The organism is Protofrankia sp. Cr2 (assembly GCF_963555885.1).
Classification (GTDB): domain Bacteria; phylum Actinomycetota; class Actinomycetes; order Frankiales; family Frankiaceae; genus Protofrankia.
The window spans coordinates 2040-3645 of the sequence record NZ_CAUVXG010000015.1 but is presented as its reverse complement, the minus strand read 5'-3'; the positions used below and the strand labels follow the sequence as shown (position 1 = coordinate 3645).

The window sequence follows — 1606 nt, the reverse complement described above, 5'->3', positions numbered from 1 at the left end:
CGTTGGGGTGGGTTCCGTCCTCGGCGGAGAATCGCGCCGGGCGCTTCTCCTGCCGCGCGAGGATCGCCTCGGCAAGATCCGGCCAGTCGAACGACGCATCCATCAGTTCCACGGATGCAGCGAGCGCCTCGGCACGGGAACGCTCGGCATCGGCGTAGACCTGCTGTTTGATGACTGTGAGCGAGCGAGGCGAACAGTTCGCGGCCAGATCGCGGGCGTAGTCGAAGGCAGCCCCGAGTTCTGTTCCCGCCGGGACGACCCGCTGCACCAGGCCGATGCGGTGCGCTTCGTCGGCATCTATCGTGCGGCCCGACAGCAGGAGGTCCATGGCGTTCGGCATTCCCACCAGCCGTTGCAGCAGCCAGGATGCGTTGTACTCGGCGATCAGTCCGAGTCGGGCGAAGGCCGTGGTAAAGATCGCGTCCTGGCTGGCGAAGCGGATGTCCGCGCCCAGCAGTAGGCCGAACCCGATGCCCGCGACCGCACCGTTGACCGCCGCCACCACTGGTTTGGACGTGCGTACGGCGGCGTCCGCGGTGACGGCCGAGCCCGGCAGGAACTCGCGCAGGGTTTCCGCGCCCTGTGCGAGCAGCCCGAGATCCGCGCCTGAGCAGAAGCCCTTACCCGCGCCGGTCAGCACGATGGCGCGTACCTGCAGGTCGTCGTCCGCCGTGTGCATCAGCTCGACGTAGCGCTCCACCATCGCAGGCGTGAGCGCGTTGCGCTTTTCCGGTCGATTCAGCGTGATCGTGGCGACACCTTCGGTTACCTCGTATCGCACCGTGTCGACCCGGTCGTCTCCGAGCACTTCGGTCATACCGGACTCCCTCGGGTTCGGATCGGATCGCGTCGGTGTTCGTGCGGCATCCAGCAGACCAGATGTCGGGCCCACGTGCATACCACGGGCACCGAACGACCATCGTCGGCTGATCGTGAGTCTGGAGCATGGTCCACCCAAGAGCGCTCAGACCCCTCGACCGGCCCCCTGGCACGGCGTCGATGTAGATCACCCCTTACCCGGCTCATACTTTTCGATCATTTGATCGTGGGTGTTTTCAAGGTGAACATCAGATGATTTTTCAGTAATCATCGATTGCTTTTGTGTTGTGATTGTGGTCTTACGCACATCGGATGGCGGCTTGTATGGGTGATGTGGATGTCCCGCGAGCGCGTCCGGTAGCGGCCGGTCAGGGGCGGCGGTGACCTGCGGGTTTCCATGTCTGTGCGGGTAGTGGCCGGATGCGTGGCCCGCTTGTCGTGGATCAAAACCTGATGATCGCCTGAAGTCATTGTCTATAGAAAAACAACGCCACGGCTGGTGCGGTGCGTGTGCGGCCGTCTGCTGGCAGTGTCCGTTTTCCCCGCAGCGTCCGATACGTGCCGTGCACGGGTCGGCTGGCTGCGCAGGCTGTGGATGCTGTCTGGTTGTTATCGGCGTGGACTTGATCGGAGTTGGCGTTCGTGCATTCTCGTGTGCGGTGGCGGCTTTTGCCTGCCCGTTTTCTGGGTGTGTTACTGGCCGCGGTGTTGACGGTCACGGTCGTGGATTTCATTCCGGTGGGAACCCGGCCGGCCATTGCGGCGCCGGCCGCGGCTGATTCGGCGC

1 protein-coding gene is annotated in these 1606 nt (G+C 64.1%); it reads right to left on the bottom strand.

Annotated elements, in window-relative coordinates:
* On the bottom strand, positions 1-817 hold an 817-nt coding region (locus tag U9978_RS09570), incomplete at its 3' end, for an enoyl-CoA hydratase-related protein (RefSeq protein ID WP_322760722.1).
* Positions 818-1606 lie beyond the last annotated feature (789 nt).